The following is a 26418-nucleotide window of genomic DNA, read 5'->3' as shown; positions in this document are numbered from 1 at the left end:
AATCCGTGGAAGCCGTGAGCTGTTCATGAAGATGAAAAATGGCGGATGTCTTGTTTCCCGTGCAAGAGGTTATGGAGAAATAACCGACCCGGTGAGCGGCAAAAGAATAATCTTTACAAATTAGGTGGAAAAGATAAAAGTAATTTCCTGATCAGATATTAGGATGGAGAGTTGCGGCTCAAATAGTGTTCCCGATTTTCACCATGCGGCAGTTCCGGGAAAAGATGCTCATTTGAATAATGTTTCCGTGCATGGATCCAAATTGACACCTCCCTCTTCCTGGAACGAGTTTTCCGTTTATTCCAAAGAACTCCCGGACGGAGCGACGTTGGAGCATTATAAAATATTGAAGGTGCTGGGAAGCGGCGGATTCGGCATTACCTATCTGGTCCGGGACTTGATGCTGAAGAGGAAAGTGGTTTTAAAAGAGAATTTTCCTTCTTCCTATGCTTACAGAGATCCGTTTACGGGGCGCGTGGTTCCCAATAATGAGCATGACGCCGAGTATTTCAAGTGGACCCTTTCCAACTTTTTGAATGAAGCCCGCATTCTTGCGAGGCTGGATTCTCCAGGTATTGTCCGGGTTCTTTCCGTTTTTGAGTGCAACGGCACGGCTTATTTTTCCATGGATTATGTTCAGGGGCTTCCTCTGGATTACCTGGGAGAACAGCAGCTGCTTGCCGGAAACTGTTATTCGGAAGCCAAGTTGAAGGGATTGCTGATGCACATCCTCCAGATTTTGGATTACCTTCATAAAAAAGGCATCTGCCACAGGGACATCAAACCGGGAAATATATTGCTTACACAGGAGGGAACTCCCGTTTTCGTGGATTTCGGCGCGTCGCGCCACATGGAGAGCACCCATACCCAGACTGTCCTGACGACTCATGGCTTTTCTTCTCCGGAACAGGCTCTCGGCAGGAAAAACACGGGACCTTGGAGCGACATTTATTCCCTGGGCGCTACGTTCTATTCCCTGCTGAAGGGGGGTGCGCCCCCCAGAGGAGAGGAGCGGCTGATCCACGATACCATACAGCCTTTGGCATTGTCCGCGCCCTTGTCCTCCCATTATTCGAAAAATTTTCTCAGGACCATAGACAAGGCCCTTTCTCCTCGGGTGGAAGATTGTTATAACTCCGCGGAAGAGTGGATGAAGGATTTGGGAGTGGAAGGAGGGGCGCTCTCAACCATTAAGTTCTCCAGTGAGGAGTTCAAGTCCGCCCGTAAGCGTTTTTTCAATCTGTTTGCCTTGTCCTCTTCCCGCATCATGTCGGAAGGGCACGAAAAGTGGGGGGCCGGATGGAGGAAGGTGCTGGGGCTCTTCGTTGTTGTGGGCGTGATTGGCGCAACCCTCGGCTATTTTGTTTATGACTGGGGAGGCGGCCCGGAGGAGGACGATGCTTTAGGGCTTCGCTTTCCCAGTGTAATGTCCACCCCCATTCCCCAGATTATTTCAGAATCCAGGGGCGTTTCCTTGCTGAGTCCCGTGGAACGTTTTGACGTCAGGCTGGATAGTCCGTCTTTGTCGCGCCATGCTCTTCCATCCCTGCTTCCCGACCGCTTTTCCTTGGCGTGTGTCCATTTGAGGGTGCTTCAGGAAGACAAGATGTGCCCGCTCCTGTATTTGACCATACGTGATGAGGAGGGAAAGCTGGTTTCCCGGTCTCTCAACGGCTTTTCCTTCACCTTGATCGAGAGTCCTGTGCTCACCGGGTTCCGCTTTGTGGATCTTCCGGCGCTGAATGTGGATGCGCCTTACAGGTTCAGTTTTGAAACCAAGGATAATGTTCCTCATCCGTTGAAGGTTGTTTCTTCCCAGGTTACGACGCTGGAAAGCGGGAAAACCGTGAGGCCCCATTTTAAATTCATTTGCGCGATGGATGACCCCGCGGTGAGAGATTCGCTGAACAGGCCGGAAAACGGCAGGATCCGGGAAATGCTCATCGCCTCCCGGAAAAGGAACCGTACGGAAATTGATTCCATCGTGCTGACGGAACAGGAGAAGGCGCAGGTGCGGAAGTTCGCCAAGGCGGGGTATCCCGCCGCCCAGTATAAAATAGCCCGTCTCATCTTTGAACGGGATGGGAGATACGGAGAGGAAGGAGGCGCCTGGCTTTATAAGGCGGCCATGGGGGGCTTTATTGTGGCGCAGAGGGATCTGGCGTTTCTTCTTGTGGGGGGCAAGGAATTTTTCCCGGATATGCTTCAGTGCCCGGTCAGCCTGTCCCAGAACTATTCTCAGGCGGTTGATTTCCTTCTGATGTCCTTTGCCGCGCAGGATCCTTCCGTGCTGTATATGCTGGGTGTCTTGTATTCCCAGGGGTGGGGGGTGGAATATTCCGCGGAGATGGTCGCGCGCCTGTCCAGGCTGTTGGCCGGTTCCGGTTACGACCTGTCGCGGCTTACCTTGTCGTCCCCCATTTTATCCCATTGGGAGCTTCTGGGGCAGAAGGAGGAAACCTATACGAGGATGCGCTGCTCCATTCCCGGCAGGAAGATGAGCCAATTTTCAGGACTGCGGCTGGTACGGACCTCCGTGGAAGGGGGAAGTATCCTTATTGACAAGGTGATTCTGTTGCGGAACGGGCAGGAGGTCATGTCCCGTTCTTTCCGTACGGCCCTTACCCGGGAGTCTCCCGTCCTGGAGGTCTCCATAAACATGGAGGATTACGCAAAGGAAATGGACAGTTCCGAATGGTCGATAGAGGTCATCATGGCTCCGGCCAATACGTCCGGCATCATGGAAATGATGAGGAAGAAGGAGTTTTCCGGCGCGGAAGAGCTGCGAATTTGATGGAAGGATTTTACCACGGGAAAGGAGAGAACGCGGCATGCGGTTTCCGTCCGTTATCGGAAGCCGTTCGGGGCGGAAGGCCCCGGCGCCGGGGCTTTCCTGTTTCCGCTGGATGGCCCGGCCGGGAAGGCTGTGGCGCGGTTTAGATGTTCTTCAGCATTTCCAGCGCTTCCCGTAGCTTGTCTGCGGGAGAGACGCCTGCCAGCCGCGGAAATTTGTTGGACAGCAGGATAAAATCCCCGTTCCTGGTGAGCATCAGGCGCTGTCCGCTGATTTCCACCATGGAGATGTTTGCTTTGGAGGCCAGTATCTTGATTTTGTGGGAATCCAGCAGGTGATGCACCGTTTCCGGTGCAGGGCCGAAGCGGTCTTCCCACGCGCGGAGCAGGGCGTCCGCCTCCTTCAGGGTGCGGACTGCCGCCAGGTCCTTGTACGCCGAAATGCGCAGGGCTGCGTCGCTGATGTAATCCCGGGGCAGGAAGGCGCCCAGATAATCCTTGCGGGATTTGGCGGCGAACTGCGTCTCGCTGTTCACGATGAAATCCGTTCTCAGGGCTGCGTCCGGCCGGGGGGCCGTGTACCTGCCCTGCATGTGGGCGATGGACTGCTGGAGAAGCTGGCAGTACAGGTCAAAGCCGATGGCGGCAATATGGCCGCTCTGCTGGGTGCCCAGCAGGTTGCCCGCGCCGCGTATTTCCAGGTCCCTCATGGCTATCTTGAAGCCGGAACCCAGCTCCGTGTACTGCTTGATGGCGGAGACGCGCTTGCGGGCGTCTCCCGTGGTGGCGGCGGACCTGGGGAGCATGAGGTAGGCGTAGGCCCGGTGCCCCGCGCGGCCCACGCGGCCGCGGAGCTGGTAGAGGTCCGCCAGGCCGAAGCGGTCCGCGCGGTCAATGATGATGGTGTTGGCGTTCGGGATGTCGATGCCGGATTCGATGATGGTGGTTGCCAGCAGGATGTCTGCCTTCCCCTGCACGAAGGTGCGCATGACCTTCTCCAGCTCGTCCTTGGGCATCTGTCCGTGGCCGATGACGATGCGGGCCTTGGGCACCAGGGCCTGGATGCGGTCCCGGAACAGTTCGATGGTTTTGACGCGGTTGTGCAGCAGGAAAATCTGGCCGCCGCGTTCCAGTTCGCGCTCCATGGCCTTCTTCATGATGCGTTCGTCATAGGGGCATACGCTCGTCTGCACGGGCTGCCGGTTGACGGGCGGCGTTTCAATGGAGCTCATGTCCCTCGCTCCCATCAGCGCAATGTACAGGGTGCGGGGAATGGGCGTGGCGGACAGCGTGAGCACGTCGATGCCCTTGAAGCGTTCCTTGAATTTCTCCTTGTGCCTGACGCCGAAGCGCTGTTCCTCGTCAATCACCACGAGGCCCAGGTTTTTAATGGACACGTCCTCGGAGATGAGGCGATGCGTGCCGATGACGATGTCCACGGCCCCGGACTTAAGCCCTTCCAGCGTGGAGCGGACGTCCGCCGCGCTGCTGAAGCGGCTGAGCATTTCAATCCGCACGGGGTATTCGCTCATGCGCTCCTTGAAGGTGCGGAAGTGCTGTTCCGCAAGCACGGTGGTGGGCACCAGCACGGCCACCTGGCGGCCTCCCGTCACGCATTTGAAGGCGGCGCGGATGGCCACCTCCGTCTTGCCGAAGCCCACGTCCCCGCAGATCAGGCGGTCCATGGGGCGGGTGGCTTCCATGTCCGCCTTCGTCTGGGCGATGGCGCGGAGCTGGTCCTGGGTCTCCCGGAAGGGGAAGGAGCTTTCAAACTCCCACATCCATTTGCTGTCCGGAGGGTGGCTGTAGCCCTTTCCGGTCTGGCGTTCCGCCTGCACGTTGAGGAGCTGGGCGGCGTAGTCCGCCACGGAGCGTTCCGCGGACTTTTTGGCGCGCTGCCATTTGGAATCCCCCAGCTTGTTGAGTTCCGGCGTCTTGCTGCCCAGCCCTATGTACCGTGAAACCAGGTGCGCCTGGCTGAGGGGGACGTGCAGGATTGTATTGTCCCGGTAAAGGATGTTCATTTCCTCGTCTCCGGAGTCCGGAGAGGTGGAAATGTTGATGAATTTGCCGATGCCGTAGCTGGTATGCACCACCAGGTCTCCGGGGTTGATGTCCTTCAGGGAGGCCTGCGCGCGGGCCTTGCGCGCCTTGTCCTCCCGGCTGGCGCGGCGGCGCGCCGTGGCGGACTGGTACCTGCCGAACAGCTCCGAGGAGGAGAGAACGGCCGTTTTTGCCCCGGAATGCTGAAGCCGCCGGGCAGGTCCCCGCGCAGGGCGGTGATGGACAGCAGCGCGGGCGTTCCGGCGCAGATGTCCCGGAAGCGCTCTTCCTCCCCTTCGTTGGGAAAAAACATGCTGACGTTCCATTTCCGGTCCAGCCATTCTCGGATCTGGCGTTCCGCCAGCTCCCGCCGCATCTCCTGCATCACGAAGTCCCCGGCGTCAAAGCTGCCCAGGGGATTGTCATGGATGGCCAGGGAGAAGTCCTCCTCCCCCTCCGCGTTCTTCGGCGGTGCGGTGAGGATGCACACGTTCCCCCGTTCCTTGCAGAAGGGGGCCGTAATGACCAGGTCGCCCGGCTTGATCCAGGCCCGCAGGGTTTCCACGCCTGCCGCTTCCGTCAGGACGAGGTTGACGTGCTCCGTCTTCCGGAAGGAAATCTGGGAGTCCACGTCAAATTCCCGGATGGATTCAATCTCGTCGTCAAAAAACTCCAGGCGTACGGGATGGGAGGACTGGAGCGGGAAAACGTCCAGAATGCCGCCGCGGCGGGACCACTGCCCGCGGGAAATGACCTGAGGAACGCCCTCGAACCCCGCCTCCTCAAACAGCCGTATCAAATCGTCAGGGGCGTGCGTTTCTCCCGTTTTCAGGGTCATTCCCTGGTTCTGCATGCCGTCGGGGGAGGGAACCTCGTCATTCAGGCTGCCTTCCGTCAGAACGACGGTTTGCCTGCCCACATGGCCGGAAGCGATGCGGTGAAGGACGTTCAGCCGTTCCGCGGCAAGCTCCGGGTCTCCCACTTCCTCCCCCAGGGCCACCTCTTTTTCCGGGACGAAGAGGATGTTGCGCACTCCCCATGTTTCCAGTTGCGCGGCAAGGGATTCCTGCGCGCGCAGATGGGGCGCGATCACCCAGGCCCGGGCGGTGTCCGGAATGGTCCTGATGCACAGGGCCGCCACGAACGGAACCCCGGGCAGGGAGGTATGGTCGAAAACCGCCTGTTCCTCCGTGCCCAGTTTCGCGAGTTCCCGGTGAAAGGGTGCGGTGCGGGCCACCCTGTCCATCAGGGCGGTTATGGAAGCGTCTTCTGCCATGCGTGTCTGATAGCCCCTGCTGGTGGAAAGTGTGCCGCCTTTCCCTGCCATGTCAACGGTTTTTCAGGGCACAGACTGTCCTCCGGCCATTGACGGAAGCGTCTTTCCGCATGCGCGGCGCGGGTCAGGAGGAGGAGCGGAAGCGGATTTTAACGCCGGCCTTGCGCCATTTCTGTTCAATCTCCTTGGCCAGCTCCTCATAGCTCCGGCCATCAAGGAGGAGCTTTTGCGCTTCTTTTTCACTGCTGCCGGACTGGATGGCCTTCATGTAGTTCTTCACGCGCTGGGCGTCCCCCTTGCCGTCCATGTGGTAGAAATAGTAGGCCATCAGAGCGGCCAGGCCGTAATTCAGGTTGGCGTTCTCTCCCGTGAACTGGGAATAGGGCATGTTCATGTAGGACTCCAGGCTGGGCGCCTCAAAGTCGTCCCCCAGGGCGCGGCCCCCCGTATTTTTCTTGCCGTATTCCGTCACGCGGGAGACAATGTGGGAACGGTTGGCCCCGAAGTTGAAGCGGCCTCCGGAATACGGGGTCATCCCCATGTATTCCGCGGAGCCTTCACAGAACCAGCTTGCCTGCTTGGCCTCCGGGGACATGAGCTGGTGCGTCAGTTCATGGATGAGGGTGGAGGAATCCTTGTCGCGGTCAATGATGTACGTGCTCCCCATGGTCTTGACGCCCAGGGAATCAAACGGGACCAGGATTTTGCCGCGGTCTCCGCTGCGCGTCGTCCCCAGGAAAATGCCTGCCGTGCCTTCACGGCCTCCGTTTTCCAGGTACGTGCTGAACTTTTCGTACAGGTAGGCGGGGAATTTGGCGGAATCGTCGTGAGGGGGGATGTTGCCGATGGGAAGCGTTTTGTTCGCCAGGTGGGTGGCCTCGAAGAGAAGGCCCAGGCGCTTGATCATGCCGGCGCCCAGCTTGGCGTCGCAGATGAAGCGGAAATGGGGCGTTTCATAAATATACTCCCCTTGTTCCTCCTTGATGGTTTCCACCTTGAAATTGTCCTGGCATTTGACGGTCCTGGGCCATGGCAGGTGGTAATTGTCCGCGGGATTGGAGGAGGCAGCCCCTCCCTTTCCCCGGGCCGCGATGAAATCCCTGTCTTCCCGGGAAAGCTGGGCGAGGGGGATGGAGACGGTTTGGCCGCCAGAGCGTTTCAGCACGGCTTTCTGGCCGTCCAGCCTGACGAACTCGGCTTCCAGGCTTTTCCCCTGGACGCTGGTCCAGGTGCGCCCCTGCGCGAGGGGAAGGAAGGAGAGGGAGCACAGGGCTCCCGTCACCAGGTACAGGCATGCGGGATTCTTCATAAGGCTGGGGTTGGGGATATGAAAGAAAGTTGCTGTTAATGTTTGGGACGCGGCAGCATCAGGAGCAGCAGTCCGCAGAGCAGCATCAGGCATCCTGCCGCCGCCAGGGTGGTGGTCAGCGGAACGCCCTGGTCCTTGAACCATCCCCCGAAGAAGGAGATAAGGGCGCCCACGCCCGCGGACGTGAGGTTGAGGAGGCCATAGCCGGTGGCGGAATAACGCTCGTCGATATGGGAGCGTAGCACAGGCATGAGGGTGGCGTCCAGCAATCCCTGCGCCAGCCCCTGCGTGGCGACGAGGCCCAGCATGAGCACGAGGGGAACCGCAATGTCCCAGCCGAAGATGCCGGGCAGCAGCGCCAGGACCACCAGCGGGCCGGATATGGTGAAGGTGATGCCGGGCACCAGGGCGCGGGCGCGGGCGTTGCGCCGGTACCACATGTCCGCCAGAATGGCGCCGCCCAGCACGGCCACGTACTTGGCTACGGAGCTCCACAGGGTGGCGGCGGGGCCTGCCTCCGCGGAGGAAAGCTGGTATTTATCCTGAAGCAGGGTGGGGTACCAGGTGAGCAGGAACCAGTTCCCGGCGCCTGCAAAGGCGACCACGGCCAGCAGCATCCACATGGGGCGGCCGCTCAGCAGGCTGGAAAGCACGGCGCCGGTGGAAAGATTGGACGCGGGTTCCTTGATGGCCCGTTCGTCATTGTCCACATTGATCAGGACCGTTTTTTCCTTGGGTTCGGACGGCTTTTTGGCCTGCGCCGTATCCGCAGGGGCCTTGGCCGGGTCTTTCAGGAACAGGATGAGGACGATGGCATACGCCACGCCGATCAGGCCGAACAGGGCGAACGTCATGCGCCAGCCCGTCCATGAAGCCATGGTGGCCCCGAAGCCGGCCACGGCCATGCCCACGTAAATGCCGCTCATGTGCAGCCCCGTGGCGATGGAGCGCGTGCTGCCCCGGTGGTAGTCCGTAATCAGGGCCAGGGCGGCGGGGATGTAAAAGGCCTCACTGATGCCCATGGCGCCGCGCGCGATGAGCAGGGACGTGTAATCCTCCGCATGGCCGGTCCACCAGGTGACCACGGACCAGACGACGAGGGAGCAGAGAATCATCAGGCGGCGGCTGTAGCGGTCCGCCAGGAAGCCGCCCACCGGGCTGAGCAGGGCGTAAATCAGCAGGAAGACGGAGGTGACCATGCCGAACTGGGCTTCCGTCTGCGGAATGTCCCGGACGATGGGTTCATGCAGCGCGGAAAGGAGCTGGCGGTCAAAATAGTTCAGCATGACCACGAACCACAGGACGATGACGGCCACCCAGGCCCACAGGCCCGGCCTGGTGTTCGGGTCCGTGACGGCGGAAACATTTTTAACGCCGTTGCGCACGGCGGAAACGATGATGATCGCCATGACGATGACGGTCAGGATGAGAACGGCGTAATCAACCGTGCTCATTTCAAAATGGTACCCTGCGGAGGCGGAGGCGTTCACGGGGGTCCGGACGCCCGGGGCGGTTTCCCCGCTGATGGTCATGATCTCGGAACCCTTCACGACGGCGGGCGCGGTGGCGATGCCGACGGGCCACTCCCCCTGGTGCGTCCATTTGTTTCCGATGACGTCATAAACCAGGATGTCGCGGGACTGCACCACGGGCTTGGACGGGTCCGGCGCGTTGCCGCGCTTGTCCCCGCCGATGAGGATGATGGAATTTTCACGTACCGGGGCGGGGCCTGCGGCGGCGGCTACGGGCGTTCCCGGTCCAGCAGGCTGCTGTTTGCCCGCGGCTCCCCATTCGGCGGGATCGTTGGACGTCATGTCGTAGCCGATCATGTCGGAAAGGTACGTTCTGGCGGTTTCTCCGGCGGCATCCCTGGACAGGGTGCAGCCGCCTGCGATGAACAGGGTGCTGTCACAGACGGCGGCGGTGGAGAGGATGCGGCCCGCACCGGGGAAGGGCGGGAGGGACGCCCATTTCATTTTGGCCGTATCCGGAGTGGTGTCCAGCATGTAGATGGTATTGAGGGCGGCTTCCGGCTGGTCGCTGTCCCGTCCGCCGATGACGAACAGCTTGTTTCCGTGAGCGGCGAAGGCGGCTTCCGTAACGGGGACGGGAAGGGGAGGAAGCTTTTCCACGGAGCCGTCCGCCTTGATCAGCAGGGCGTCTTTCAGGATGCCTTCCGCATTATGGCCTCCGGCTACCGCCAGCCCCTTGCCTACGCTTGCAAAAGCCGCGTAACCCAGCGGAACGGGCAGCGTCCCCACCTTGCTCCATTGGCCGTTGCGGAGTTTGAAAATATCCTGGTGGTACGCCTTAGGCCCGCGTTCTTCCGGCGTTGAGGCTCCCGGAGCGGCCTGGGGGAAATTGGCGCCGCCTGCGGCGATGATGGACTGGGTGCCGTCACTTTCCGTAACGGTTCCAGCCGCCATTCCAGCGCGGCCCGCCGGGTCCGGCAGGTCGGGAATGGCTCCGGCCGGGTGTACATCCACGGAAAAAGAGGCGTTGGCAGCGGGGGCCGCCATCAGCAGCAGGGCGGCGAAAGCGGAGCCGCATGCCCTGGAAAACCGGGTAAGGTGACGTGAAATGTGCATATGCTGGAAGATAGGGATGGGATGTGGGTGAAAAATCAGGAAAGGGTGATGCTCCACACTTCAGGGGAGCGCCTGCCGGGTTTAAGTTCTCCGTTCACGGCTGCAAAACGGCCCTGCCACGCGCAGCACGGAAGGACCGCCCTGGGCGCCGCGATGGGCCCTGCGTCGTGCCATTCCATGGCGGCTGTATCCAGGCACAGGGACTGGTTGTTGAAGCCGGGGTTGGTCTGCGGGGTATACTTCTTTCCGGAGCCGTCGTCCCCGCCCAGCAAATAAATCACGCCGTTCCGGGAAACCGGGGCCGGGGTGGGGGCCGCGGCGATGGCGTAAGGCATCTCCGGCAGGCGCGTCCATCCGCGTTCCGGCGTGAAGCTCCAGGCTTCCGTCAGCAATTCCCGGGCCTGTTTGCCGTCCTCCTCCCGGAGGCCGATGCCGCCGAGCACGTAAAGGACGCCGTCCGCCGCGGCCATCTGGTGCAGGAAGCGTCCGCGGCCCGGCAGCGGGTCCAGCTCCTGCCAGCCCTGTTCCGGCCCGCGTGCGTCCAGCATGAAAACCCGGTTGGTGCAGTCCTGCTCCCCGGGGCGCTCACAGCCTCCCGTAAGATAAACCTTGCCGTCCAGAACGGCGGCGGCCGTGTAAGCCAGGGCTATGGGAAGGGGAGGGAAGGGAGTCACAGTGACGGCTCCGTCCGCAGTGCTCAGCAGGTAAACGTCCTTCCGGTGGCCTTCCTTGCCGCAGCCGCCGATGCACAGCAGGCCTTCCCTGGTGCTGGCGGAGGCTCCGTACGCGTAAGGCGCAGGGAGCGTTCCTGCCTCCGTCCACCCATTCTCCCCCGGAGACAGCGTGAAAATGCGGTCCGTCCACGTTTTGGCGCCGCCTTCAAGCATGGGTTTGTCCGGGAAATTGGTGCCGCCGGCACAAATCATTGTTTCTCCGCATGTTCCGGCATACATGCCGGCGAAACCTTCCGGATCGGGAAGAGAGGGTAAAGGGGACCAGGATGAAGAATAGAGACTCATAACACGTGTAAATGACTCGCGTGATGCTAGCGAAAACCGGGCCGCGGCGCCAGTATTAACCTCTGGTTCTATTTTTTTTGAATAAATTTCTTTCCCCACGCCTCTTACCAACGTAGAAGAGGAGAATCATATGAAGCCTGGAACCTGTTTTTTGATGTTGTGCGCCCTGCTGCCTGCGGCCCTGGCGGAAAATATGACCCTGCGGTCCGGCAGGGTGCTGGAAGACGCCAGCGTGGTGTCTTCCGGAGACGACTTTGTCAGCGTCCAGTACACGGACGGGGTGGCCAAGGTCTCCTACAAGGAGCTCACGGATGCCCAGCAGAAGGATTACAGGATGACGCCGGAGGACGTGAAAGCCAGGCTGGACCAGCGGCGCCTGGAGGACGCGGCGCGCAGGAAAAAGGCGGAAGAGGCCAGAAAGGCGGCTGATGAAGAAGCCAGGAAAATCAGGGAATCCCTGTCTGAAGCGGAGCGGCATCCCCGTTATCTGGAAGGAGCGGATATCTCCCGCATGTTTCTGCTGCTGGGGGAACTCTCCCAGGTGGAGGCGGAAGTCATGGCCCTGCAATGGAATGCCCTGGAAGCGGACCGCGTGGGACTGCCGGAGGATGCCCGTACCTTCCGTGCGAGGATGGGAACCTATCAGGAACAGGTGAACGCCATCCGTAAAAAAAGGGAGACCGCCGAACAGTACTGGCAGGATTTGGAAAAGAAATACCTGGCTCTGAAGGACGGAACCCAGAAGAAAATTGCGGACTTGAACAAGCAGGTCTCCCAGTTGCAGGGGGAAGTAAGGGAGGTGGCCAGCCAGCCGAGAACGGAGCGCATCATTGTCCCTCCGATTATCAGGACGTGGAACTATCCGCCGCCGCCCGTCATTATCCGGCCTTCCCCCTTGCCGCCAAGGCCCCATCCCGTCCCTCCCCGCCCCGTTCCACCGCGTCCGATGCCTTTGCCTGTGAAGCCTGGCTTGTACGGTGGTTGAAAGTGCGTCCGCGGGTTCCTCCTCTTCTTCCGGAAAGCGTGCGCCAGCCTCCGCAGCAAACGGGCTGCCGGAACAGGAAACTCAAGGCACGGGTTGCCCAGGCGGCAGACGCCGCGGCCCCGGGAAGCATTCCCTTCCCGCAGAGGAAAGGGGAAGGTCAGATTCCGGGGAGGGGATACAGCTCCATGCGGCCCTCCTGGAAGGAGGCCAGATGCGTGAAGCCCGCCTGGCGGGCCAGGTCCGCGGCGCGCTCAAAATCCCGGCCCACGTCCTCCGGCTTGTGGGCGTCTGAGCTGATGGTGAGGGGAATATTCATCTCCGCCGCCATCTTTAAAAACTGCGCGTCCGGATACTGTTCGGCGCACTTGTTGCGCCAGCCGGCGGTATTAAGCTCCAGGCAGGCGCCGGACTCCTTCATGGCTTCCAGAGACGGTTCGTAATAAGGACGCAAATCTCCGGAAGGGCGGAAGCCGAACTTCTTGATCAGGTCTGCATGGCCCATGATGTGGAACAGGCCTGAAGCCGCCATCTCCCGGAAGCGTTCCCAATACTGCCTCCATGCGTCCTCTACATCCGTCCGGTTCCAGAAATCCATCTTGTAGGGATTGTCAAACTCCTCCTTCTCCCCCAGATAATGGACGGACCCGATCAGGTAATCCCATGCGTGCAGGCTCTGCAAGTGCTCTATCCATGGCCCAATGCCGGGAAACCAGTCGCATTCCAGCGCGGCGCGGACCGTCAGGCCGTGCGGTGCGGCGCATTCCCGGGCCTCCGTGAGCCAGTCCAGATAGGCCGGCATGTCCGCCTGCTTCATGCGCCAGTCGTCAAAAGGCTCCCCGGGCATTGGGGCGTGATCTGAAATGCCGTATTCCCGGAGGCCGGCGCGGACGGCTGCCTGCACATATTCCTGCGGAGTGCCGGAGGCGTGCAGGCACAGGGGGGTATGGGTATGGTAATCGCAGTACATGGAGGAATGCCCATGTTAGCACGGCGGCGCGGGCGGTTCAACCCGGAGGACGTATTTGCCGATTATTTGCCGTCTTTGACATTATGGGTTGATTTTATGGACAGGATTTTTTAGAGTCGCGTTAAATAGGACACGTGACATATGAGTGATTGGCAAGGCTTTTCCCCGCTGAATGATTTTACAGGACCGCTCCTGGACAACCTGAAGCGTCATCCCAAGCGCATCGTTTTCCCGGAAGGGGAGGATGTTCGCGTGCTGCGCGTGTCCGAACGCTTCGTGGCGGAACAGGCAGGCGTGCCCATCCTGCTGGGCAGGAAGGAAGTCATCAGGAGGATGGCGGAAATGAACGGAATTTCCCTGAAATTCGTCCGCATCATTGAGCCGGAAAAAAGCTCGGACCTTCAAATGTTCTGCGACCGCTATGAACGGGCGGAACAAATGTTCGGCAACGGATTGCCCATGAACACCCGTGAAATCGTCTCCGAGCCGGTCCACTTTGCCGCCATGATGGTGCTTTACGGCCAGGCGGACGCCATTGTGGCCGGGAACATGAAAAGGGTGGCTTCCGTCTTCCGCGCCGTGAACAAATACCGGCAGGAACCCGTTCCTACCAAGCCCCTCTTTGCCATCTCGATCGTTCTCGTTCCCGAATTTGCCAAAAAATTCGGAGGCCGCGGCATCTACTTCCTGGCGGATACCGGGGTGACCCCTGATCCCACCGTGGAAAACATGGCCTACTTTGCCGTGGAAACGGCCAAAATGGCCCGGCACATGCTCGGCAAAAGCGTTCGCGTCGCCATGTTGAGCGCCTCCACCGCCGGGTCCGTGCCGGAACTGGCTGCGGACCGCACCAGGGCCGCTACCGCGCTGGCCCGGAGCATGGTGCAGAAGGACTGCCTGAACAATGAAATCTCCGTGGAAGGGGAAATCCAGATTGACGCCGCCCTGTCCCCGGACTCCTACAGCGTGCGCGTTCACCGCAACTCCATGCTTCAGCCCAGTGACGTGTGGGTCTTCCCGACCCTGGACGCCGCGGACATCTCCAAAAAGCTGCTCTGCATGATGCCCTCCGTATACAACTATGGCCTCATTCTGGGAGGGCTGCTCTTCCCGATTGCCCAGCTCCCGCGGCTGACGGATGAAGACAGGATGTTCGGCACCGCTCTGGTGGTGGGGAATGAAGCCATTAAATTCCACCTGCTGTACCCGCAGGGGGTTGCTCCCCTTTATTGATTGGGCACGGCGCATCCGTGACCATCAGGCGCTTCTCCTTGCGTACGGCCAGCTTGCCGCCGGGCAGGGAAGTCCGGGAAGGACCGTCCGTATCCAGAATGCTCATCACCCGGAGCACGGCGTCCTCCGTCAGGTCCGGAATATGCTGCCGGCGCAGGTAATCATGCACGGCGCATTGCCTCAGCTCCGCGGGAAGCTGGTTGACCTTGGGCAGGAACAGGCGCCCCTGGGGGTCTGCCAGATTCATGGAATCCAGCGCCTGGGAAAGCGCCGTGCGGATTTGGTTCTCAATGCGGCAGGCGCGTGAAAAGGAAAGGCTGGTGTCTCGCTGGAACAGCGTGTCCAGCCTGGGAATGACCTCATGGCGCAGGGCGTTCCTGGTATACTCTGCAGACTGGTTGCTGGAATCCTCCCGCCATGGAATATGGCGATGCTCCAGGTAGGCGGTAATATCCTTCCGGGAAAAATCCAGCAGGGGGCGTACGACAGTCAATCCGTTGGCCCAGGTGGAAACGGGTGACATGCCGTGAATGCCGGAAGCCCCGCGGCACAGGTGGAGAAGGGCTGTCTCCTGCTGGTCGTTCCGGTGGTGGGCCAGGGCCACGAAAGCCCCCGGATAGCCGGCAGCCCATTTCAGGAACAAGGCCTGCCGGGCATCCCGCGCCGCTTCTTCAATGGAAATTCCACGCGAACGGGCCATGCCGCGGACGTCCGCCCGTTCCTGGACACAGGGAACCCCCAGGCAGGCGGCGTACCGGCATACGAACTGTGCCTCCTCCTCCGCCTCCGGGCGCAGCCCGTGATTCACGTGGCAGGCAATGAGGTGGCATCCCGGCATTTGGGAAAGCAGGGAAAGCAGCGCCATGGAATCCCGTCCGCCGCTGATTCCGGCAAGGACGGGACGGCCGGAGCGGAGAAGCTCCGCAGACTGCTTGTCAAAATGGTCTGGTGTCAACGTCATGCTGCCGCCAGTGAAGCAGGAAAAAGGGGCAAAGAGAAGCCTGCAAATAAAAAACCCCGCTTTCCGGAAAGGAAACGGGGTTGGAAAACTGTTGGGGACAAGCCTTACTTGTTGAGCTTGGGCTTGCCGCCGCTGCGGCGGACAGCGCCGAAACGCTTCTGGAACTTGTCGATGCGGCCTTCCGTGTCCACGAACTGGTTCTTGCCGGTGAAGAACGGGTGGGAGTCGGAGGTGATGCCGCAGGAAACCACGAAATGTTCAACCCCGTCAATAACTTCCGTCTTGGGGGAGCGAACGGTGGAATGGGTGATGAAGCGGCGTCCGGTGGTGATGTCGACAAAAACGACCGGATTGTACTGGGGATGAATATCTTTCTTCATGGTGATGTATTGCGTTTCCGACGCAAGGGGAGCACCAGTATAGGAGTGTTTTATTGCATGTCAAGCATCCCCGCATAAAAATGCGGAAGTTTGTGAATGACGGTTCGGGAGCTTGCGGGAGGAACGGTTATGGGGATGATGTAACGGAAAATGGAGCAGGTGCTGAAGAGACCCCCCTGGTGGGCGTGGTTTTCCCTGATGGGACTGGAGATTCCTTCTGCAGCCATTGCATGGGCTTTTGCCGTCAGCCAGTCCCATCTGGTGGTAGTCTCCACCCCCTGGCTGTACCAATTCCTCTTTGTGGCCGTCTGGTGCGTCAACATGCTGGACCGGGTGCTTAAAATATTCCGGGGAGGCCCTGCGGTATACTCGGATGAATGCCTGCTGTTTGCCAAAAAGCACTGCTTCGTCATCTCCCTGCTCATTGTGGTGGCGGCCGTGACGGGGCTGTGGATCATGTTCTTCCAACTGGGCGTGGTCATCTTCCAGTTTGCCCTGCTTCCGGGTATTTGCAGCCTGCTCTTCCTCTACTTTTCCTCCAATCCGCACAAAAAGGGGAGCCTGTCCTCCGGATTCGTCATGGCATCATTCTTTGCCGCCGTCTCCTTTTCTACGGGAGCGGGAATCCCTGCCTACTTCTATGGAACGATGGGCGGAGGCTGGGGCGGCCAGCTGTCCACGCCCACCTGGTATCTCGTCGCTCTGGTCATCCTCAGCATGTTCAGCCGCAAACGGTGGAATGAAGAAGAGGAGGAAGACGGGCAGGACTCCGCCGCCCGGGACATGGTTTCCCTGGTCTGGATGGGGGTGATTGTGATCTACGTCGTCTTCTGCCTGGCCGCCGCCGCCCGGGAATATACCGGTGACGCGTGGATCTATTACGGGCTGGCCATGGCGGGGGTATTCATGTTCGTGCTGGACAGGTTGAAGAAGAACATGCCCCCTCTCCTGCTGTACACCCTCTCCTGGGTGGCGCTGATCTTTCCGCTGTTGCTGAGCGGTATTCTGGCTCAGGCCTCCTCCTGATTGACAGGGAAGAACTTCCTTGGGCCGGACACGGCAAAACGCAGGAAAATTGGAAAAATGATATTTTGTGGTTGCAATACCGGAGATGCGGTGCTAGATTCTGCCCCGCAAACACGTTCTGCGTGCAAGCAAGTGGCTCGGTAGCTCAGTCGGTAGAGCAGGGGATTGAAAATCCCCGTGTCGGCGGTTCGATCCCGTCCCGAGCCACCATTTTTTTCTCCCAATTTTTTAATCCCTTTTTTATACGGGAAGTAGCTCAGCCTGGTGGAGCGCCTGCTTTGGGAGCAGGATGTCGCAGGTTCGAATCCTGTCTTCCCGACCATTTTTTACTCCCAGTAATGGGAAAAACCAGGGAGAGTCTTGAATATTCCAAAATAAGGAGGGAAATAATTTTTGACTTTTTAATTTGATTTCAACATAATGACAAATGCCAGAAGAACTACTGTTGTTGATAAGTCTATTTTAGTTTTTTGTTGTAGAAATTAGTAGAATTTCATCCGATGAATATGAGATTCACGGCATTTCTGAAGCTATTGGGATTAATGGTCTCAACTTTGCTTGCATTATGTTCCTTCTCTCTTGGGGTGGAAAATTTCTCCAACCTTCCTCCTTGTCCCGGAAGCAGGATAACGGATGCTTTAGTGGATTCTTCAGGTATTTTATGGGCTTCAACCCAGGGTGAGGGATTATTCTACTTGGAGCTGGATAAAAATGTCTGGAAAAAGGCAGGAACAGCGGCAGATTTTCCAGATACTGAAAATTTCTATGCCCTGGCTGAAGATGCCCAGGGAAGAATATGGGTGGGAACAGACCGTTGGGGAGTGTGTATTTGGAATGGCAAACAATGGAAAACATACACCCGTAAGACGACATTGCCGGGTGGCCGTGTTTTTGACATTAGCGTCTCTTCTGCAACAGGGGATGTTGCCGTAGCAACCTCGGGAGGCATTGCTATTTATTCCCCTTTGACGGATTCATGGAAGGATGTCACGCGGGCCGATGGCTTGCCTGAAGATCAAGTTTCAGCACTAGCCTTTGATAGGTCGGGAGATTTGTGGGTAGGCTTCTTAACGGCAGGAATGGCCCGGATGACTCTTAAGGATGAATACAAGACCTGTGAGTTTTTTCAGTCAAAATGGCATTCGGATGATGCACGCAAGCTTTCGCAACCTCCGGTTCTTTTCGGTGCAGGGCTGCCGTCAAATTTGTGCAATACCATGGCTGCCAATGGTAATTCCGTATTTGTGGGCACAACGTCAGGACTGGGAATAAAACGCGGTGACAAAGAGATTTTTATCCGGGGAATGGATGCCGTGGAAAAACTGAAAGCGAAGGGAATTATGAAATCTTCCCAAGGTAAATTGAGGCCTCTTCCCGAAGATTATGTGACGAGCCTTTATCCCGTAAAGGAAGGAGTGTGGATAGGCTTCCGCAATCAAGTTCCCATCTTGCTTAATCCGGCAAATATGCAATATGAAAGTTCTGTGAACACTAAATTGGCAGAGAAAAAAAGGGAGGCACAGTCAGTTGTTTTGTTGATCTTCCTGATGGGACTGTTTTAGCTGGAGTTTTTGGAGAAGGGTTTCGGGTCGTTGGAAAACAACAGCCAGTAAAAAGAAAAGACGTCGTCTTGGAGATGAAATCAAACATCCAAAATTTTTTCCATTCCAGATGATCAGGCATGGCATAATTCTTTGAACCAGTTTCAATCTCTGCCGCTTGGCGAAAGGCCTTATGGTATTTGTTTTGCCTGTGATGATTGGGAAACACAGGGCGACTGGTGCAACAGATATGGACGCCATTTTTCCTTAAGACGTTCGGCAAAAAAGTCATGGGGAAATATCATGCATCGTTTTGATCAACGAAAGGATTTCCGAGGCTATTTGTATGACGCCAGAGTAACTCTCGGGCCGAGGAAGAAAATCAAAGATGCCTGGATATCGGGGAAATTCTATGAAGAAAATGCAGCGTCCCGAATTTGTCTGTACAACATCAACGATGCGACCCGTCCCTGTTCCGAATGGAGTGATCAGGGTTATATGCACGGTACCTTTTTTGATGGTCCAGACTTATGGGTTCTTGTACGCGTTCCTGCTGGTAAAAATGAAATTTCCCTCTACTTCAACCAACCCTTATCCAATGACATTTCACGCTATGATCGGGATTACCTGATTGAAGCTCGTTTTGTCGAATCTCGTTTGCCTCAGGAGGTTCTGATTCAAAGGAATGGGAAAAAATCGGAAAATATTGTAAACCTTGAACTAACCCGTATCATGTCGCTTCCTGTTATGGTCCGTACGAGATGCCGGGATTTCGGGAATAATGGAGTATATAAAATTTTCGGAATTATCCCTTTTAGTCTTGTTCTCCCCCTCCTATTGCATAGGGTAACAAAAAAGCTCCTTTCAAAGAAGGAGCTTTTGTTAGATGTTCAAATATGATTTGAATCTATTTTAGACAATAAAAAATTTACTCAGAAGATGAAATAGGGTCACATTGATGCTGTTCTGCTTCATTTTTAACTTGAGCTTTAACTGTTTCATTGCTCATAATATTATCCACATGCACATGACACAATGTTGAAAGACATTCAACAAATAGAAAAATTACAGCTATAAAATAAGCAATAACATAATAAGCCAAGACTGTAGCTGGGGCCAAAAGAAGATAGAGATTTTTTTCACCCAACTCGGAAGAATATCCTTTATACATGAAATAAATTCCTATGACACATGTAGGAAAAGATAAATAAGGATATAGTCTGACTGTAAAAAAATGACCAATCTTATCAACTTTCTCATTAGCCTGCTCATAACGTTTTTCGAAGTAATCTACATGCAAATTTTTTTTATCATTAGATGACATTAAAACACAGAGCTTAGCAAGCCCGTGTTTCATAATGTGGAATATTCGAAATATTATATTTTTAAAATTTGTTGAGGCTTGTCCCATATGTTAGTAGCGATTAAAACACCACACATTACAGCACAAAAATTAGAATATTCGTCTGGCATAATAGGAGTAATTTAATTTCCTAAACAGAACATTTTCCAAACCCAGCATCGAAAATACATTTCAAGTTTTCGACCATTTCTGGGTCATTAGCGCAAACTTTAGCATGCCTATTTTCAGCATCCGTTTCATAACGAAATCTTTTATTGTCAGAGATGCAAAAATCGTTGTTTGAGCATTTACAAAGAAGGTGAACCTCTGCTCCACCTTTCAAGTTCAGGATATCATAACAATCTCTTGCCTCTGGTACAGAGGACCGAACCGCAATACGAATTTTTACTCCTCTATTCATGGCATCAACAATTAAATCTTTTGTTTCTTTAGTGCCATAAATATCAGAAGCAAGTTTAGAACATTGAATGTAAACGTAATTTACTGAAGCACGAATAATTTCTTGAATAATAATACAAGCATGCTCGCGACTGATATTGTCTATCCACTCTGGCGAATCTTCTTCTATTTTTTTAACAAAGTCGTTTTTGTAAAAAATTGACATAATAATTGTAAAACTTAAAAATATCGGGAAAATTATGTCGAACTCTTAAGTCTGGTCAAGCTTTTCCTGTTTTTTTATAATGTTCAGAATGTTTGCTCTCTAAAAAATTACACTTTTTAGCAATTTCATTTGATGGCATTTTGTTTCTGTTATTCCTGTTGGAATTGACTCTTATTGAATGCTATCCGTTCATCTGATGCCATAGGTATTTCCTTATGTCTCAAATAGCTTTCTAACAAATAATAAAAATCGTTTTTAGGGTCTCTTATTGTAGGGATTTACTCCCTCCTAATCTCTCTTCCACCGCCCTCAAAATCCATTCCTCCACAGACAACCCTTCCTTGACGGCCCGCTTGACCACTTCATTCAGAGTAGAATTTTTCATTCGAACGGCGATTTGAGATTCGAGTTCCGAAGGATAGTCCTTACTCATCAAATGACGCAATGAGCCTTGCACGTTTTTAGGGATTCTTTGACGGGCAAACCAGTTATGAACCACGGTGGTTTGGACTCCAAGAGCCTTGGCTATTTCGGCACGGCTAATGGAATGTTCGCTGAGCCATTGGCCTAATTTTTTAGTGTCCACATAGTCCGGTTCAGGCTTGGAATTGCTCGTAAACATGCGGTTTGATTATCTGATAGAACCCAGTTCATAGAAAGAAAGAGCTTGTGTTGTTCGCATTTGTTATGTTAATAACTCGCATATGATGATTATTGCGATTCGCAATTGAGACCCTCAAGAGGGAATCTTTGTTGGCAAGCGTGACTTCATTATGACTTCAACCCATAAACGACCATGAAGAAAAACTTATTTATAACGTGTGCATTAGGTCTATTATCCTGTGCTTTTTCAGTCCAAGCGTCTGACCCTTGGAACTATTATAGAGCAGGCAGTTCTTACAGTTCCCCATCCTATACTCAGAAATACGATTCTACCTTTGGAATGAGTATCAAGGGTGTTTATGGGATTGCGGGAGATAGTGACATGCCCAATCTTGGCGGCGGTCTGCTCAGCCTAAATTCCTATACTGAAACAGGAGATATCGTTCACGAATTGTCTTTGACGGCGGGATTGATGTCTTCCGATGCTAAACATTTCAATGCCTTTGATATTGGCCGCGAATTGGGATATTCCGATGCTCAGATTCAACAATTTCTTAATGATAAAAATATTACGAATGTTGACCTGAAAATCAAATACCAAACATCTATTCCATTACTGGCGGGATATACATTGAACCTTCCATTAGTACAGGAGAAAGCGTATTTCTACTTAGGAGGCAAGATTGGCATCACCTTTAATACATGGAGAGCAACAGCAACGCTTGATAGAAAAGTTTGGCATAATTCCTCTTATCGAATTGAGCGTAAGAGAATTAGTGCTTCAGAATACAATGCTGATTTTACCTTTTCTCTTACGGCTGGCTTCCGTTTTGCCATTGGTAACAAAACAGATTTGATTCTGGGCTATGAACTCCTCAAGTTCCATGAAGTCGAACCCTACCACCTTATCCAAGCTGGCATTAGCTGGACCTTCTAATCCCCTTCGGCGGTGAATTAACTGGCCTCCTTCCTTTCGGGGAAGGGGGCGATTCTTTGATTTGCATGACTTAGGCCGTCACCTTGTTTGCAGGGTGGCGGCTTTTCATTTCCAGCACAACCCCATCAAAACCTCAAAGGCCTCATTTTCGTTCCTATAACATTGCCTGAAACAGAATTCATCCACATATTTCTGTAGGTGTTTAAGGGAGACATGATGAAATATTCCATGAATCCCTCTTTTCAATAAAGCCCAGAAGCTTTCAATCCCATTGGTATGAACCCCATTGCCCGCGCTGAACATAACGTTATGGTCAATCATGATGCGGGTAAGGTTCTTATTGTTAGGATATTTTAGAATATTGTAGCCCTTGAACTGGTCAGTCATGACTTTGGTATTAGGTTTGCAAACCTTGCTAAGGACATTGAATAATTGTTTGCCCGTCAATTGTTTTCCTTCTTCATTCCTATTGGCAACGACGGCATGAACTTTCCCAGTTCCCCTTTCTCTGACTCCAATAACAGGAACTTTAGCCGTCCCTCTTCCTCTAGGATTTTTCGGCAAATCGTCATCATCCCCATGTTCATTTTTCTTCCGGGGTTTTCCTCCAACATAGGTTTCGTCAATCTCAACAATCGCCTCAAAAGTTTCTCCTACCTCTCTTTTTGCCATTGCCCCTCTAATCTTATGCATCATCCTCCAAGCAGTTTTATAAGAAACACCTAATTCCCTTTTCAATTGCATAGCAGAAATCCCTTTTTTAGACAAACAAACCATATTGATAGCATACAGCCAATGCCTTAAAGGCATTCTTGTTTCTTCAAAAATGGTTCCCTTGAAAATAGAGAATTCCATCTTACAGTTGTTGCAATAGGCATTGCGGCAATTATAGTGAGCGTGATAAACCTTCTCTGTTTTCCCGCAAAACGGGCAAACTATTTTCCCATCAAACCGTTTTTCAATCAGGTATTTTGCCACGCTCTCATCATCAGGAAATTTTCAATGAATTCGCGGTACGTCATGTTCTACTCCTTTCTTTTTCTAGGAGTAGTGTAATGGATTATGGGGGATTTACAAGATTAAAGTATATAGTTCCGAAAATTTTATACGGACCGGGCCGGATTCTATTTTTTAAGAATTTCCAGAAATGGCTCTAAAGAGGCGACTCTTGGTGGTGTTTTTCTGAATGCATGTCTGGAAAGCGGCTATCAGAATGCCAGGATGCCTTCCCCTCCGGAACTTACTTCCATAAAAAATGCTGATGTTCCGGAAAATCTACTGAAAGCTTGGAGCAACTGTTTTGTGAAACGGGCCGATTCTCCATTTCATCTTCGCCTTTCCCAAAAATTACTGCTTTATACGTTCAGGAAACTATGGAATGAGGCTTCAGTTCCCGATCCATTGAAAGAAAACTGGAAGTGGCATCTAAAGATTTGGGATGAAGGCGATATCAAGAAATTTGAACAAAAGATGCTTGAGACATGGTCAACGGAGCAAATGAAGGATTCTTATTATCGCTCCAGCTATAAATTCCCCAACAGTCCCAATGTCATTGATTTTACTCCCCAGGAAATCAGAATGATGGATAGATGGAAAGTTGATTGGAAACAATTTATCATTGGAACAAAGCAATACAGTGAATCAAATGTAAATAAAATGAGATTACGGCTGAATGAATATTTTAATCGATAAAAGACATATGAGTATATTGCGGTATTATTATATTGTTCTAATTGCCTGTCCTCTGATTCTGCAAGCGAGTTGGGCGAGCGGGGAGCCGGGAGGTAAAATCAAGGTGGATCCTCAGTCACTTCCCATATGTACTATAGAAGAGGCAGAAGGAGAGGATCCAGAAGATGAGAACAGCAATAAATATGCCATTTTTGAACCAGAGAAAATCAAGGAGTATAAAGCTAAGGGGCAATTCACTGTTGTTGTCGTGGAGCCGCCGCAGCCACATGCAGGATACGAATTGGACGAAGAGAAAAAGTACGAATGGACCGTTACGGAAAAGTTGGAAGTCAAAAATGGAGATCAGGACACTTGTACTGTCCATTCGTCTAACAAGGAACACTGGGGAAAAGTGATCACGGTAAAATGCAAGATGAGTTTTTATGAGACTAAAAACGGACAGAAAAAACATTTGACTGATCTTGAAGCCGCACACAAATTATTAACTCCAAGCCTCCTAATCCATCAAATAAGTTTCAATCACGTACAGGGTAAGCATGACAAGGATGCTATGGATTTATTAAAAACTTATAAAGGGAAAATCATAGATGTCCCGGAAGCAACTTTTGATAAGAATGGCAAAGCAACGAAATCGGAACCTTTTCTCTATATTGGCGGTAAAAAACCTGATCTAAAAATTAAAGCGGAAGTAAAACCTGGAATCATAAAGAAAGCGAAGGTAAAGACAAAGGGTGAGGGAAAAGTTTCGAAAAATTTCCTCCCAGAACTGGATGAACAGGAATTTGATAACAACACAGAATTTGAAATTCCTTTCAAAGATAATATTGATTCCAAATTGAATAAAGGAAATCAACAATGGACTTGGAGATTAACAGAGATTCAAGGAACTGCTCTTACTAACGAGACAATTGTTTTTGAAACAACAGTTAGGAATGGGTATGTCCTGTTTAGTGAACCACTCAAATCGCCGTGGGATATGAATGACAATAAGAAAAAACCATGGATTAAAGCGCTAGATGTAGTAATAGAAGGTTCAGGGAATATAGGGCTTGATAAAAATTCATCAGATTCAATCATAAAAAATATTACTAATTATACTTTTAGCAAGATGGGGTGGACTTATGATACGGTGAGGGGAGCACCAAAGTATACTCCATCACTTGGTACTATTAATCTGGATTCCTATCTTGAGAAGAACAATGGGAATGTAGTCAATTGTTACGACCAATGCTTTTCTCTAACTGCTCTCGTTAGATTGCTTGGAATCAACGTCGAAGGAAATTATCAGGAACCTTTTGGGAATATATTAACTGTCAATTTAATAGGAGTGGGTTCTTGTAATAATCCTTTTTATAAAAATCCTCGCCTTCCCGCAGCTCTTGCGGTCCCAGTCATTCTGAAAACAAATCCCTATTATCAGTATAGGACCGGATTTGGTAATCATGCATATGTCGTATTCGATGTAAGTTTATTTGGTTCTTCGTTTAAATTTATTTATGATGCCTGTGCCGGACCAGTAGTTGGTGATAGTTCTAATTCCTATCAAAAAAGCACGATAGAAAATCCACCTGTTCCGCCTAATAGTAGAATATTTAAAACAGAGTTCTCATGAAAAATATATTGATTATACTATTTACAATATCATGTACTTCCGTTTCATTATTTGCAACGGAGTCTATGCCTTTGATGACAGTAGCTGCGGAAAAAAATAGATCTTCCATGCAAAGCATAAGATTGCATGGGCTAAAAGACTTGGAAAATACTTCCTTTCATTTTGGAAGTAAAAAGTTAACAGATCAGGCGCCTGATCTCAAAAAAATCCTCCATGGATTAAAAGTGAGAAACGGTATTTTTTTTGTTACCTCCGATTCATGGAATCCTATTCTCTATTGCAATCAACATGGACATATAAATGGATCGATGGATGTCAGATACTCCACCAGTGTTTTCGGCATACGGACTGATATGATTATTTTTGAAGGAGCTTCATTCAATTATTGGTCCATGCCTTCCATTTATAAGGAAATAGTGTTAAGCGACGATTGCTGGGTTATGACCAAAGGTGATGATATTCTTTGTTTTACGTTTAAAAACGCTGGATTGGCGTTCAAGGGATTTACCGATCCGGCTACTTTTGTTACCCCCGAAACGGTAAAGACGAGATATGCCTCTACGCGTGAAATGCTGCCTGTACTTAAAGCATTGTCTCTCGTTCTGGATGGGAAAGCGCCGGCTGTTTATGATTTTGATTTAGCCCAAGAAAAATTAATGGAATTCAACCGATCTATCAAACAGCGGGACCGTAGGGCCAGAGAAGTATCCAAACTCCGTTGGCAAAAAGAAGAGAAGCAGCGGGAAGAACGAAAAAAACTTGCTCCCGACTATGGCATTCCCGGAAAGTTTCCTTTTAGCGTTCGTGGGGAATCTGATTTATCGGAAGGTTTAAAGTGGAAAAACTTTGATACATATTTCTCATCTCTTTCGCTTTCTCCCGACAAGAAGGTTATTTTGCCCAATCCCGATCAGGGTGCTATCAATCAGGCATGGTTGAAGACTGTTTGGAAGAAGGGAGACGTGGATGTGGTGGATGAACAGGAAAACGGCGTGGTTGCGCGCCTTCATACGGAAGGGAAAGACGATGACAAGAGCGATATTTGGCTTTTTGTCGGCTATTGCCAGTCTCAGTCTGCGGCCATGAACGAGCTGTATTCACGGCGTTTTCAGAAAACCCCGGACAGGCCTGAACAATGGTCTTGGGATGACGAAATAGCAACAGTGGTCGTCAATCCGTTCAAACTGGGAGATTACAGTTTGGGAAGGCAGGGGGTATTGGGCGATTTTGGCGGAATTATTCCGTCGAGCAACGAGTCGTCCCTCTTTTTCGTGAACGGTAATACGGTAGTAGCCCTTGTTTCCATGGATCCGTCTTGTTCTGTTCTTTCCCTAACAGAGCAAATTGATAAGAGGCTTGAAGCAGTCAGGAAAAACAAATAAATGTTGAACCGTATATGGAACCTGAATAATGTTATCTTGAGAAGAAATCCTGGAGGTGCAGTATTCCGGAGTTTTTTTAGTTCATAAAACCAGATATGGGGGGT

The 26418-nt window shown here is 52.8% G+C and carries 22 protein-coding genes and 2 tRNA genes; 12 read left to right on the top strand and 12 right to left on the bottom strand.

Going from position 1 to position 26418, the window contains the following annotated elements:
* Positions 1–247 precede the first annotated feature (247 nt).
* Positions 248–2794, top strand: a complete 2547-nt coding sequence (locus PVA48_RS02315; RefSeq protein ID WP_423232180.1) for a protein kinase domain-containing protein — start codon at positions 248–250, stop codon at positions 2792–2794.
* Between the two features lie 142 nt (positions 2795–2936).
* On the opposite strand, the gene mfd is transcribed toward PVA48_RS02315, so the two are convergent.
* The 5 genes from mfd to PVA48_RS02290 all read right to left on the bottom strand — a co-directional run bounded on the left by mfd (position 2937) and on the right by PVA48_RS02290 (position 10896).
* Positions 2937–5000, bottom strand: a complete 2064-nt coding sequence (mfd, locus tag PVA48_RS02310) for a transcription-repair coupling factor (RefSeq protein WP_423232483.1) — start codon at positions 4998–5000, stop codon at positions 2937–2939.
* Positions 4913–6112, bottom strand: coding sequence for a hypothetical protein (locus tag PVA48_RS02305; RefSeq protein WP_423232179.1), 1200 nt, complete (start codon positions 6110–6112; stop codon positions 4913–4915). The genes mfd and PVA48_RS02305 overlap by 88 nt, the downstream gene beginning before the upstream one ends.
* 124 nt (positions 6113–6236) lie before the next feature.
* Positions 6237–7421: an SHD1 domain-containing protein gene (locus PVA48_RS02300; RefSeq protein ID WP_022396224.1), complete on the bottom strand. Its 1185-nt coding sequence runs from the start codon at positions 7419–7421 to the stop codon at positions 6237–6239.
* A gap of 35 nt (positions 7422–7456) precedes the next feature.
* Positions 7457–10009, bottom strand: a complete 2553-nt coding sequence (locus PVA48_RS02295; RefSeq protein ID WP_423232178.1) for an MFS transporter — start codon at positions 10007–10009, stop codon at positions 7457–7459.
* 35 nt (positions 10010–10044) lie between these two features.
* Complete coding sequence (locus tag PVA48_RS02290; RefSeq protein WP_215451196.1) at positions 10045–10896, bottom strand: hypothetical protein; 852 nt, start codon at positions 10894–10896, stop codon at positions 10045–10047.
* Positions 10897–11179: 283 nt separating this feature from the next.
* On the opposite strand from PVA48_RS02290, the gene PVA48_RS02285 reads away from it, so the two are divergent.
* Positions 11180–12013: a hypothetical protein gene (locus PVA48_RS02285; protein WP_146020134.1), complete on the top strand. Its 834-nt coding sequence runs from the start codon at positions 11180–11182 to the stop codon at positions 12011–12013.
* A gap of 157 nt (positions 12014–12170) precedes the next feature.
* On the opposite strand, the gene PVA48_RS02280 is transcribed toward PVA48_RS02285, so the two are convergent.
* Positions 12171–12980, bottom strand: coding sequence for a histidinol-phosphatase (locus PVA48_RS02280; protein ID WP_102728931.1), 810 nt, complete (start codon positions 12978–12980; stop codon positions 12171–12173).
* 141 nt (positions 12981–13121) lie between these two features.
* On the opposite strand from PVA48_RS02280, the gene PVA48_RS02275 reads away from it, so the two are divergent.
* Complete coding sequence (locus PVA48_RS02275; protein ID WP_022396219.1) at positions 13122–14213, top strand: phosphate acyltransferase; 1092 nt, start codon at positions 13122–13124, stop codon at positions 14211–14213.
* Here the strand turns inward: PVA48_RS02275 and tilS are convergent.
* Together tilS and PVA48_RS02265 are read right to left on the bottom strand one after the other, a co-directional pair.
* Positions 14167–15174, bottom strand: a complete 1008-nt coding sequence (gene tilS / locus PVA48_RS02270; RefSeq protein WP_102728930.1) for a tRNA lysidine(34) synthetase TilS — start codon at positions 15172–15174, stop codon at positions 14167–14169. The two genes, PVA48_RS02275 and tilS, sit on opposite strands and share 47 nt — an antisense overlap.
* A gap of 104 nt (positions 15175–15278) precedes the next feature.
* Positions 15279–15554, bottom strand: a complete 276-nt coding sequence (locus PVA48_RS02265; RefSeq protein ID WP_022396217.1) for a type B 50S ribosomal protein L31 — start codon at positions 15552–15554, stop codon at positions 15279–15281.
* Positions 15555–15713: 159 nt separating this feature from the next.
* Here PVA48_RS02265 and PVA48_RS02260 point away from each other — a divergent pair, with 159 nt between their 5' ends.
* From PVA48_RS02260 to PVA48_RS02240, 5 genes are all read left to right on the top strand, one after another.
* Positions 15714–16580 (top strand): hypothetical protein, encoded by an 867-nt coding sequence (locus tag PVA48_RS02260; RefSeq protein WP_146021181.1) that lies wholly within the window; start codon positions 15714–15716, stop codon positions 16578–16580.
* Between the two features lie 134 nt (positions 16581–16714).
* A tRNA-Phe gene (locus tag PVA48_RS02255) sits at positions 16715–16790 on the top strand.
* A gap of 35 nt (positions 16791–16825) precedes the next feature.
* Positions 16826–16902, top strand: a tRNA-Pro gene (locus PVA48_RS02250).
* A 178-nt stretch (positions 16903–17080) separates the two neighbouring features.
* The gene (locus PVA48_RS02245) at positions 17081–18142 is read left to right on the top strand and encodes a ligand-binding sensor domain-containing protein (RefSeq protein ID WP_423232177.1); all 1062 of its coding nucleotides are present in this window, start codon (positions 17081–17083) and stop codon (positions 18140–18142) included.
* Between the two features lie 132 nt (positions 18143–18274).
* Positions 18275–19021, top strand: coding sequence for a hypothetical protein (locus PVA48_RS02240; protein WP_423232176.1), 747 nt, complete (start codon positions 18275–18277; stop codon positions 19019–19021).
* A 28-nt stretch (positions 19022–19049) separates the two neighbouring features.
* On the opposite strand, the gene PVA48_RS02235 is transcribed toward PVA48_RS02240, so the two are convergent.
* The 3 genes from PVA48_RS02235 to PVA48_RS02225 all read right to left on the bottom strand — a co-directional run bounded on the left by PVA48_RS02235 (position 19050) and on the right by PVA48_RS02225 (position 20710).
* On the bottom strand, positions 19050–19478 hold the full coding sequence (locus PVA48_RS02235; RefSeq protein ID WP_423232175.1) for a hypothetical protein: 429 nt from the start codon (positions 19476–19478) through the stop codon (positions 19050–19052).
* Between the two features lie 136 nt (positions 19479–19614).
* Positions 19615–20088: a hypothetical protein gene (locus PVA48_RS02230; protein WP_146021178.1), complete on the bottom strand. Its 474-nt coding sequence runs from the start codon at positions 20086–20088 to the stop codon at positions 19615–19617.
* Positions 20089–20353: 265 nt separating this feature from the next.
* On the bottom strand, positions 20354–20710 hold the full coding sequence (locus PVA48_RS02225) for a hypothetical protein (protein ID WP_102728926.1): 357 nt from the start codon (positions 20708–20710) through the stop codon (positions 20354–20356).
* A gap of 174 nt (positions 20711–20884) precedes the next feature.
* Between PVA48_RS02225 and PVA48_RS02220 the strand changes: the two genes are divergently transcribed.
* Complete coding sequence (locus PVA48_RS02220) at positions 20885–21628, top strand: outer membrane beta-barrel protein (RefSeq protein WP_102728925.1); 744 nt, start codon at positions 20885–20887, stop codon at positions 21626–21628.
* 105 nt (positions 21629–21733) lie between these two features.
* Here the strand turns inward: PVA48_RS02220 and PVA48_RS02215 are convergent, their stop codons facing one another.
* Positions 21734–22606 (bottom strand): IS1595 family transposase, encoded by an 873-nt coding sequence (locus PVA48_RS02215; RefSeq protein ID WP_423232174.1) that lies wholly within the window; start codon positions 22604–22606, stop codon positions 21734–21736.
* Positions 22607–22849: 243 nt separating this feature from the next.
* On the opposite strand from PVA48_RS02215, the gene PVA48_RS02210 reads away from it, so the two are divergent.
* From PVA48_RS02210 to PVA48_RS02200, 3 genes are all read left to right on the top strand, one after another.
* Positions 22850–23320 carry a hypothetical protein gene (locus tag PVA48_RS02210; RefSeq protein ID WP_146021177.1) on the top strand — a complete coding sequence of 157 codons (471 nt, stop codon included), beginning with the start codon at positions 22850–22852 and terminating at the stop codon, positions 23318–23320.
* Entirely contained in the window at positions 23301–24932 is a 1632-nt protein-coding gene (locus PVA48_RS02205) for a hypothetical protein (RefSeq protein WP_146020135.1), read from the top strand. Before PVA48_RS02210 ends, PVA48_RS02205 begins: the two co-directional genes overlap by 20 nt.
* A 71-nt stretch (positions 24933–25003) precedes the next feature.
* Positions 25004–26314: a hypothetical protein gene (locus tag PVA48_RS02200; RefSeq protein WP_418990577.1), complete on the top strand. Its 1311-nt coding sequence runs from the start codon at positions 25004–25006 to the stop codon at positions 26312–26314.
* Positions 26315–26418 lie beyond the last annotated feature (104 nt).

The organism is Akkermansia sp. JRP_AM1, assembly GCF_049262625.1.
GTDB classification, from domain to species: domain Bacteria; phylum Verrucomicrobiota; class Verrucomicrobiia; order Verrucomicrobiales; family Akkermansiaceae; genus Akkermansia; species Akkermansia massiliensis.
This window is presented reverse-complemented; position numbering and strand designations above follow the sequence as displayed.

What these genes read in the sequence shown, in the direction of transcription:
- PVA48_RS02305 (WP_423232179.1), bottom strand. Translation starts at nt 6,112, where the DNA reads ATGGCAGAAGACGCTTCCATAACCGCCCTGATGGACAGGGTGGCCCGC.
- PVA48_RS02300 (WP_022396224.1), bottom strand. Translation starts at nt 7,421, where the DNA reads ATGAAGAATCCCGCATGCCTGTACCTGGTGACGGGAGCCCTGTGCTCC.
- PVA48_RS02295 (WP_423232178.1), bottom strand. Translation starts at nt 10,009, where the DNA reads ATGCACATTTCACGTCACCTTACCCGGTTTTCCAGGGCATGCGGCTCC.
- PVA48_RS02290 (WP_215451196.1), bottom strand. Translation starts at nt 10,896, where the DNA reads ATGCTTGAAGGCGGCGCCAAAACGTGGACGGACCGCATTTTCACGCTG.
- PVA48_RS02280 (WP_102728931.1), bottom strand. Translation starts at nt 12,980, where the DNA reads ATGTACTGCGATTACCATACCCATACCCCCCTGTGCCTGCACGCCTCC.
- PVA48_RS02275 (WP_022396219.1), top strand. Translation starts at nt 13,122, where the DNA reads ATGAGTGATTGGCAAGGCTTTTCCCCGCTGAATGATTTTACAGGACCG.
- tilS (WP_102728930.1), bottom strand. Translation starts at nt 15,174, where the DNA reads ATGACGTTGACACCAGACCATTTTGACAAGCAGTCTGCGGAGCTTCTC.
- PVA48_RS02265 (WP_022396217.1), bottom strand. Translation starts at nt 15,554, where the DNA reads ATGAAGAAAGATATTCATCCCCAGTACAATCCGGTCGTTTTTGTCGAC.
- PVA48_RS02245 (WP_423232177.1), top strand. Translation starts at nt 17,081, where the DNA reads ATGAATATGAGATTCACGGCATTTCTGAAGCTATTGGGATTAATGGTC.
- PVA48_RS02235 (WP_423232175.1), bottom strand. Translation starts at nt 19,478, where the DNA reads ATGAAACACGGGCTTGCTAAGCTCTGTGTTTTAATGTCATCTAATGAT.
- PVA48_RS02230 (WP_146021178.1), bottom strand. Translation starts at nt 20,088, where the DNA reads ATGTCAATTTTTTACAAAAACGACTTTGTTAAAAAAATAGAAGAAGAT.
- PVA48_RS02225 (WP_102728926.1), bottom strand. Translation starts at nt 20,710, where the DNA reads ATGTTTACGAGCAATTCCAAGCCTGAACCGGACTATGTGGACACTAAA.
- PVA48_RS02220 (WP_102728925.1), top strand. Translation starts at nt 20,885, where the DNA reads ATGAAGAAAAACTTATTTATAACGTGTGCATTAGGTCTATTATCCTGT.
- PVA48_RS02210 (WP_146021177.1), top strand. Translation starts at nt 22,850, where the DNA reads ATGCCTTCCCCTCCGGAACTTACTTCCATAAAAAATGCTGATGTTCCG.
- PVA48_RS02205 (WP_146020135.1), top strand. Translation starts at nt 23,301, where the DNA reads ATGAATATTTTAATCGATAAAAGACATATGAGTATATTGCGGTATTAT.